This is a genomic window from Acinetobacter sp. B51(2017) (assembly GCF_003711395.1).
In the GTDB taxonomy this organism is placed as follows: Bacteria; Pseudomonadota; Gammaproteobacteria; order Pseudomonadales; family Moraxellaceae; genus Acinetobacter.
Genome location: NZ_PJRJ01000055.1, coordinates 1 through 8,283 on the forward strand (window position 1 = coordinate 1; position 8,283 = coordinate 8,283).

At 35.9% G+C, this 8,283-nt stretch carries 8 protein-coding genes; 4 read left to right on the top strand and 4 right to left on the bottom strand.

Annotated features, from left to right (window positions below; translation table 11 throughout):
- Positions 1-283: 283 nt before the first annotated feature.
- The gene (locus CYK47_RS14620; protein ID WP_122902520.1) at positions 284-985 is read right to left on the bottom strand and encodes a hypothetical protein; all 702 of its coding nucleotides are present in this window, start codon (positions 983-985) and stop codon (positions 284-286) included.
- 218 nt (positions 986-1,203) lie between these two features.
- Between CYK47_RS14620 and CYK47_RS14625 the strand changes: the two genes are divergently transcribed.
- A complete protein-coding gene (locus tag CYK47_RS14625) occupies positions 1,204-2,667 on the top strand; it encodes a MobA/MobL family protein (RefSeq protein ID WP_122902521.1) in 1,464 nt (487 codons plus the stop codon).
- 675 nt (positions 2,668-3,342) lie between these two features.
- Positions 3,343-3,963 (top strand): DUF4760 domain-containing protein, encoded by a 621-nt coding sequence (locus CYK47_RS14630; RefSeq protein ID WP_164709226.1) that lies wholly within the window; start codon positions 3,343-3,345, stop codon positions 3,961-3,963.
- A gap of 104 nt (positions 3,964-4,067) precedes the next feature.
- Here the strand turns inward: CYK47_RS14630 and CYK47_RS14635 are convergent, their stop codons facing one another.
- Both CYK47_RS14635 and CYK47_RS14640 read right to left on the bottom strand, forming a co-directional pair.
- Positions 4,068-4,316 (bottom strand): hypothetical protein, encoded by a 249-nt coding sequence (locus CYK47_RS14635; RefSeq protein WP_098729774.1) that lies wholly within the window; start codon positions 4,314-4,316, stop codon positions 4,068-4,070.
- Positions 4,317-4,333: 17 nt separating this feature from the next.
- Positions 4,334-5,248 (bottom strand): DUF8370 family protein, encoded by a 915-nt coding sequence (locus tag CYK47_RS14640; protein WP_122902523.1) that lies wholly within the window; start codon positions 5,246-5,248, stop codon positions 4,334-4,336.
- Between the two features lie 154 nt (positions 5,249-5,402).
- On the opposite strand from CYK47_RS14640, the gene CYK47_RS14645 reads away from it, so the two are divergent.
- Both CYK47_RS14645 and CYK47_RS14650 read left to right on the top strand, forming a co-directional pair.
- Entirely contained in the window at positions 5,403-5,738 is a 336-nt protein-coding gene (locus tag CYK47_RS14645; protein ID WP_098729776.1) for a helix-turn-helix domain-containing protein, read from the top strand.
- Positions 5,731-6,585, top strand: a complete 855-nt coding sequence (locus CYK47_RS14650; RefSeq protein WP_114212781.1) for an ImmA/IrrE family metallo-endopeptidase — start codon at positions 5,731-5,733, stop codon at positions 6,583-6,585. The genes CYK47_RS14645 and CYK47_RS14650 overlap by 8 nt, the downstream gene beginning before the upstream one ends.
- A gap of 319 nt (positions 6,586-6,904) precedes the next feature.
- On the opposite strand, the gene repM is transcribed toward CYK47_RS14650, so the two are convergent.
- Positions 6,905-7,846: a replication initiation protein RepM gene (gene repM, locus CYK47_RS14655; RefSeq protein ID WP_122902524.1), complete on the bottom strand. Its 942-nt coding sequence runs from the start codon at positions 7,844-7,846 to the stop codon at positions 6,905-6,907.
- Positions 7,847-8,283 lie beyond the last annotated feature (437 nt).

Sequence of the window (8,283 nt, forward strand, 5' to 3'; positions counted from 1 at the left end):
GCTTCGCTCAATTTTTTGTTAAAAAAAGAGAAGATTTTTTGTTTTCAGACTGGCTTAGATTTCCGACCTAAAACTTATTTTCTTATGACTTTTATTTAAGATCAAAATACTAAATTTAGACTCAAACAATCTCTTTAATACCCTCTAAAATGCAATTTAAGGCGATTTAAGCCGATTTTTTCTAAAAAACGAATTTACCTACGTGGAAAAATAAAAGATGGCTCTAAACGCAATTTAGGGCCATTCTCTGTCATTCCTGTATAAAAAAATATTGAAGTCTAATTTAACCCTCAAGATTTTGGCTAAATGGGTTCCTTGGAGAGTCTTTTAAGATACGTTCTAAACGTTGAATTCTGTCTAACACATGTTCATGAGATTCTAGGATCTCGCCATGTCTTTCGGTGACATCTGTTGCACTGATTTTGTAATAACCCTCTGCGATCGCCCATAAGCGAAAAAGTTTGAACAGCTGATCCAAGCCATTCTCATCAGGTCCTCGTTTGATGTGAGGGTTATGTTTAAAAAAAGTTTGCACTGCTGCACCGAGATAATATTTTTCTCGATCATTCTGCTTGCGTGTACTCGGCTGTGCTTCACGTCTTTTTTTCTCGTTTTTCAGTTTTGCTTCGGCCAACTGCTGTTTTTCTTTTTGTACATAACTTTGTAAGGCATCCAACATGAGAAAATAAGAATCGATGTCTGATTTTTGGGACAACTCCAAAATATCTCTTTCAAATGCTGACCACCGAGTCTTACGTTGAATCTTGTCTAAGGCCTGCATTTTTCGCTGATGAGCATTGCGTTCATAACGGCATTTTTTAAAGATCTGCATCTCTTTTTCAGAGAACAATGACAGACATTGTTTATGTTCAAACAGCTCTAAAAAAGCTTGGTCATTTTTACGCTTAAACGGCAATTTTTGTACGTCATGGTACAAATTTCTCAGGTCATTATTGGTCAATACGAGTGCTTTCTTAGTCGTCATTTTTTGCAATTTTCCTCATTCTGTAAGTAATTGATTTTTCGTTCCGATTCTCTGTTAGTACAGTAACTTTTCGTGTTTATTACAGTGAAGTGGCCTTAAAAGATAATTCTTTATGTAAGAATTATCTTTTATCTCGTTTCCGTGTGTTAAATTAAATCTTCGAATTAATTTAACACACTCTCACTCGCCCTACGGGGTAAAAGCAGCAGGAGCGATGTATGTTTTTTGCAGGTCTTAAACATTTGACTAAATCAGCTTATGTGACTGAAAAAGGCAAGACATTGAAGTCCGCTTCAGCCAAAGCTGCGTATCATTATTTGACACGCACAGGTCAATTCTCTCGGCATAAATCGGACGAGGTGATCGAGTTTGTCGAGCATGGCAATTTACCGGAATGGGCCCAAGCCGACCCAGCACAGTTTTGGAAAGCTGCAGATACCTATGAGCGAGAAAAAGGACGTGTAGCAACGACCCTTGCCATTGCCTTACCGAATCATATTTCAGCAGAACAGCGTATTGAATTGGCACAGGCCTTGATTCAAGAACTGTGTCATTCGCATCAATTCCCTTACGCTGCTGCAATTCATCGCCATCCTGGTGCCCTGAGTGACATCGATCAACCTCACTTGCATATCATGTATTCGGAGCGGGGTTTAGATGGCATTCAACGCTCAGCAGAACAGTTTTTTAAGCAATGGAATCGCAAAGCGCCTGAGCGTGGTGGAACACGGAAGCTAACCGCAGATGTATTGGGCTATGGCCGTGATCACGTCAATGTATTCCGAGAGATTGTGGAACGCCAGATCAATCGAATCCTCAGCCTATATGCACCGACCAAGATCGTCGAAATCAAAGGGGAAAAGATTGAAGTGCCGAGTTTAGTCTCTCGTCTCTCTACTGAGGAATACAACAAACGCTATGGGACAGCGCTCAAAGAAGTGCCGATGATTCCGGCTTATCTGCGCTATACCAAGGATCCTGAACAACTTAAAACACTTGAAGAACTTAAAGCCACCATTCAAGCCAATCGTGCTTTTAATTTAGAAGAAATGTATTCAGCGTATTACCAAGCCCATATGCGCAGCAAAAAGCCGAAGCTCGTACACGTTGATCCTCAAGACATCCCCGAACAGGATCCAATGCGAGGGGTTGATCACCAAAGTTATGAAAACGTGTCTTTGTTTACTGCACAATGGTTGAATTGGTCCAAGGAGATTTACGATGAAGCCAGTCATTTCAGCCTTCGAGATGAATTATTGGCGAATCATCCAGTGTTTCAAGATTATAAGACCGATCGAGAAGTGGTGACGATACGCACAATCAATCGTGATCATGCCTTTCGTGATGTACTGCGCTATAGAACGCAGATTGCACACGTTATGGTGCAGCAAAAGACAGTAGAAGATCAGGAGACGTTAAGCGCCTTAGTGATGGCGTTTATTAGGTTTATACAGGATGCACCCTTTGATCGGATGGAGAAATTCAGCCAACTGCATCAAGTACAGCAGCATTTACAAGCGCAACTGGACGTCACGACCGGGACTTACCATAGATTGGATCAGTGCTTAGAACTGGCTATCGAGCATTGCCTCATGAGGCAAGCACGGTTGTTCTATGGATTAGACGATCGGCAGCAAGACACTTTAGCTACACCGGATCAAGATACTTCTCTTGATTTGTAAAAGGCCTCAATCAGTTGGCTAAACACCTAACCCATCTTAAAAAACGATCATTTTTATAAAATTAATCTGTTTTACATATTTTTAGGTTTTGAATATTCTGAGTGCAAGCCAGACAGGTAGGAGATCTTAGATTTCTACCCATCCAGCCACCTGATTCAAAGTCAAATTTTGCGACCGGCCACTACCCCTCTAGGCCGGTCTTTTTTTGCTGAAAATTGAGATAAAAAAAGGCCCAACATCCTGTTGGGCCTTTTTCGTATGGGGTTGTGTGAGGTATAACTCCTGTCGTACCTATCTTCCATGTTTTAGAACTTATCATTATTGTTTTTTGTTCTGGAACTTCCTGTTCCTGATGTACTCAGAATAGTTGAGTCCTTAGCTCTAAGATAGGGGCGATCTACTCCAATACGTGTACGCTCAAGCTTACAGAGCCAATTTCGTATAAGAGATTTTATGTTAAGCAAGATCATGAAAGGCCCATGAACTGGGCCTTTCATATAACAGATTTTATGTTAAATAAATATAATCAATAAAATACTGTTATTCCATTGATCAAAAAACTCACAAAAAATCACTTGTTTAAAGTTTAATGAGTATTATAATCCCAAACTAAACATCTAATGAATGCATACCACAAGGAGATCTTCACTATGAAACGTAACGAAGGTATTGGTTTTGCGTAACTCTAAGCTCTATATTTCTACGAAGCCTATCTATTTGATGGGCTTTGTTATTTTAGCGGTAATTATTTTAGCTGCTTTAGGTGCGCTTTGGGTTCTAAAGTTTCAAGATCACTTGCTATTTTGGATAATACCAGCACCAGAAATTACTAATTGGGGCATATTAATAGCAGCATTAGTTGCGATGATTGGCTGGTTAGTAACATCAATTATCACGACTAGAAACTCAATCAAACAACATACAGTAACTACACTTCTACAAACTAGGCTATCTGCTGAATATATGAAGCATGCATCTGTTGTTAATAGTTTTTTTGATAATCCCGAGAATATGGTAGATGCAGATTTTTTCTCTAATAAGGATGTAACCGAGGAGGTAAAAAGCTCATTATCCTATATTTTTAATTATGTAGAATTTTTGAGTGCTGGTTTACGAACTGGAGACTTTGACCATCTTCTATTACAAATGACGATGAAAGGAATTTTTAAGAACTTATATCAACGTAGTCAGCCACTTTTAACTAGCATTAGAGAAAAGAATATTCACGCTATGGAGCATTTTGTTGCTGTTAGTGAACATTGGATAGAGTTAGAAAAAAAAGGAAATAAAAAATAGAGTTTATGTAACTATTTGATAAAAATATTTTTTATTTAATCAAAAAGCCAAATTCAATTATTTAGGCTTTTTGATTTTCCTATAACTCTCAGATCAACAGTTATTTATCTTTCCTTATTTGACTGAGAAAGAATAGATGCTGCTAATGCCTTAGTAGTACCGTTATATTTATCACTTTTCAAAACTTGAGATGCTTTAGATTCCATGTCTGCACCAGTTTGCTTACTTGAATGTGATTGAGATAAAGCTGATCCAGCTAATTCTTTTTGAATAGATGAGGATGATGGATCACGTAGAATTTTTGAAGCTAACGAGCTAACTTTATTCGAAGTTTGTTTTGAATTTTTAGACATAATTAATCTCCCATAATTTAAGTTTGGTCATCTTGTTTGTGAATTTTTTTATAGCGATATCTAGCGACTTTTTCACGATATTCTTTAAGAGATCCAGGATGATCTTTTATAAATTTCCCCATTCGCTGTTTACCACCTTTATATTGGTCATTTTCTCGCATTTTTTTTAGATCCGCTTTATAGCCACCTGATTTTGTTGCTCGAATAAAAGAAGCACCTGCTCTTTTACCTTCTTCTACAAAATATGGTGTAGCGATATTAGTGAAAAAGTAAGATGTACCATAGGGTGATAATCTAGCTAATGTGCTCATTGGTAATAGAATTATCTGTCCCTTTTCTTTTTCTTCTCCAATTGGCGCATGAGGTAATTGAAAATAATCTGATTTCCATTGATTTTCTAAGTGGCAGAAATAGTTAATTTTCTTATCAGATTTTTCCATGTTGATATTGAGTTCTTTACACTTTTCTTGAGTAAACTCAATAAAATGCTTCATTCCTAAATTAATCGTTATATCTGAGATGGTATCAAGACCTAGTCCCTCAACAACTAATATCAGCTCTTCTAAATCTTCAATAGCACCTGACATAACTGCTTCTGATGCCATTAATGCCTCAACTAGCTTTGATGCTTTAATTTCACCCGCACCACGTCCTTTATAACTTTTTTTGGTCCAACCAATGCCTGTACCTTTTGGCTCTTGAAAGTGACTACATAAGTTCATTGCTAGATTCTCATTGCCATCTTTTAATGCAGCTAAGAGAGTTTCCATGAAAGCTTTAATACATTTATGAGCATTCATACAATGAACATTATTAGTCATCGCAACACTATATGGATCTAAAAAAATCTTAGTGTCGTTTTCTAAATTTAAATTAAGGAAGTCGATTGGTTGTGTTCGATCAATTTTAAAGTGATCAAGGAATGTGGTCATTTACGAAGAGCTCCATTACTTTTAAAACATAATATAATTTCCGGAATACCGAACTTTAGATCATTATTTAACTAATATTCAAAATAGTCAAACTTTTTTTTACGCTACTCCGAACTTTTTTTTAGTACAATATATAAAAAAGGAGATATCTCAAATGGCAAATTTACTTGGTGAAAAAATTAGACTTCTTAGAAAAGAGAAAAAGCTTACATTAGAAGCTTTAGCTGCTAGTGCTGGTTTAAGTAAAAGCTATTTATGGGAATTAGAAAATAGAGAATCTCAAAAGCCATCTGCGGAAAAACTATTATCATTAGCTCAAGCGTTAGGCACTGATGTAGAGTTTTTCTTAGAATCAGATGAGAGGACACCTACTGAGAAGAATATAGATAATGCTTTCTTCCGTGAATATAAGAACTTGAATGCTCATGAGAAAGAACAAATACGCAGTATAATGGCTGTAATTAAATCATCTGGTAATACTAATGGATGAAAAACCACATCCACCCAAAATAGCTACTCGATTATTAAATATTCTTGATGTTTTCTGTAAGGCGGAATGTCGAGAAAAATTCCCTATAGATGTTGATATGCTTTCATATGAGGCTGCCAACATCTTTCAGTGGGATGATCCCATTAGTGATATTTTGGAGATAAGTGTTGGAAAGTTTGAGGGTGCATTATTAAAAAAAGAAAATTCTAATCAATGGGTAATGTTGTATAACCCATCTATAGAGTCGGCAGGAAGAATTTTATTCACTAAAGCCCATGAACTAGGTCATTATGTTTTACATAAGTCTTTACAAGATGGATTTGAATGTGGAAATGAAGATCTTCAATCTTATAACAGCGACTCTATAGAAGCGGAAGCAAATAGATTTTCATCATACCTTTTAATGCCAATAGACGACTTTCGACAGCAAATTAATATGGCTGATCTAATGCAATCCCTATCTTTTTGTGCTCAAAGGTATGGTGTTTCTCTTACTGCTGCCATTCTAAAATGGCTTGAATTTACAGAAGAAAGTGCAGTTTTAATTAATTCTAGAGATGGTTTTATGAACTGGGCATCTGCTAGTAAGACTGCTGCAAAAAATGGAGCTTACTTTAGGACAAAATCAATTATTACCCCTATACCGGAAAGTTCGATAGCTGGAAATAGTTTTATTGTTGAAGAAAAAGTTGGTGAAAAATTAAGAGCAAATATCTGGTTTGAACATGCACATAAAGAAGCATATCTTACAGAATATAAGATTTCCTCAGAAAAATATGATCATGTATTAACATTGCTTTTACTACCTAGAAGTTTAGAAGTAAGACCTCCTAAATATTTAGACTAAAACTAAATTTAATTAATTGGACGATTCTAAAGATTTCCTAAAATTAACATAATACAGCTTATACGAAATCACTTTCGTTTTGTCTTTTAAATCATAGTCTTATTGCATATTGAAAAGCCCAACTTTCAGCAGTTGGGCTTTTTACGTGAATGAGACTGTTCCACGATTAATATTTAAGCAATGTTCCACGTTTCTGTTCATGAAAATTAAACAATCTTGGTCAAAAAAACGATTAAAAAAAGCTCATTTTTGCAACTTTTACTGAGCTTAATCTTTGGTTTGTCGACTAGCCTATGTATGAGTAGTCAATCCCTCATATTTAAGCAGCTGTATAACCCACTTCTTTAAGATATGGCAGCAATACTTTCTGTTGTTCTGCATCCATCAGCATCATTCGTAAACGTGCCACAAATGGCTTCATATCCTCACCTACATGTGCCATCGCCTGTACAGCAGGTAAATCGGCTAACTTGCTGCTAAACATGTCTAGCTGTTTTTCAGTGAGTTTGAAAAATACATCCTCTGCATCAAAATTTTTGGAATTAATCTTTGCTGATTTTTCATTTGGAGAGTTTTGCTTCTGCCTAAACGAAAATGAAAAACCTTTGATTAATCTTCCTTCTTTATGTTGTTCATATTTAACATTAATATCTGTCTTTTCGTTAATCTCATTAATAGCTAAATCAAGCACTCGTGCTTTGAAATGATGCATACGTTGATATTCATTAACACCTACTCCTAATTGTTCTCTAAAAGTCGTTAAATCAACCATTGGCACTTTACCAGTAGAACGCCACTGAATTAATAACTCATAAAGTCTAGCTGAATATACACTTTTCAAATGAGCAGTTTGGCTGAGTAAGTACTGAGTAAAGAATTCTTTTACACCATCGATCCGACTAATTCCTTGTACTACTGCTGGTGTAAAAACCACTTCAATTGCGCCTTGATCATCTAAATATCTAACTTGAGAAATCCATCGGCTCTTAACCAACATACCTTCTTCATCATAAAAGCTAAATCTACGATTAAATAAGGTATCTTCCGCTTCTTTCATACGCTGATAGGCATTCTGCCTAGTTGTATCAAACACTTCCGCATACCGCTTAGCATCAATGCGAAGAGGTGTATCTGTACTTAATCCTGTACCTGTTTCTCTAGCATCGACAATAGCAAGTTGAACGATATGTAATTCGGCTAATGAGAGCATCTGAAATGCTTGATTTAAACGGTTTGTTTTTACAACTAGGTCTTTTTTCATAATGGGTATTTTTAGCCTATTAAACACATGCTTTTATTTGTGGTTTAGATGGTAACTAAATGTGGTTTTAAACACAAATATTTATATGTGTTTAAATGGTAACTAAATGTGGTTTTAAACACAAATATTTATATGTGTTTAAATAGTAACTAAACGTGTGCTTATGGGTAACTAAACGTGTGCTTATGGGTAACTAAACGTGTGCTTATGGGTAACTAAACGTGTGCTTATGACCTCTGAAACCCTTTAATAGCAAGGCTTTCAGAGGTCGGAAAAGCATTTAAAAGCATTTAAAAGAATATAAAAGCCCGCTTCGCTCAATTTTTTGTTAAAAAAAGAGAAGATTTTTTGTTTTCAGACTGGCTTAGATTTCCGACCTAAAACTTATTTTCTTATGACTTTTATTTAAGATCAAAATACTAAATTTAGACTCAAAC

Coding starts and splice junctions, on each gene's coding strand:
- CYK47_RS14620 (WP_122902520.1), bottom strand. CDS start 985: ATGACGACTAAGAAAGCACTCGTATTGACCAATAATGACCTGAGAAAT.
- CYK47_RS14625 (WP_122902521.1), top strand. CDS start 1,204: ATGTTTTTTGCAGGTCTTAAACATTTGACTAAATCAGCTTATGTGACT.
- CYK47_RS14635 (WP_098729774.1), bottom strand. CDS start 4,316: ATGTCTAAAAATTCAAAACAAACTTCGAATAAAGTTAGCTCGTTAGCT.
- CYK47_RS14640 (WP_122902523.1), bottom strand. CDS start 5,248: ATGACCACATTCCTTGATCACTTTAAAATTGATCGAACACAACCAATC.
- CYK47_RS14645 (WP_098729776.1), top strand. CDS start 5,403: ATGGCAAATTTACTTGGTGAAAAAATTAGACTTCTTAGAAAAGAGAAA.
- CYK47_RS14650 (WP_114212781.1), top strand. CDS start 5,731: ATGGATGAAAAACCACATCCACCCAAAATAGCTACTCGATTATTAAAT.
- repM (WP_122902524.1), bottom strand. CDS start 7,846: ATGAAAAAAGACCTAGTTGTAAAAACAAACCGTTTAAATCAAGCATTT.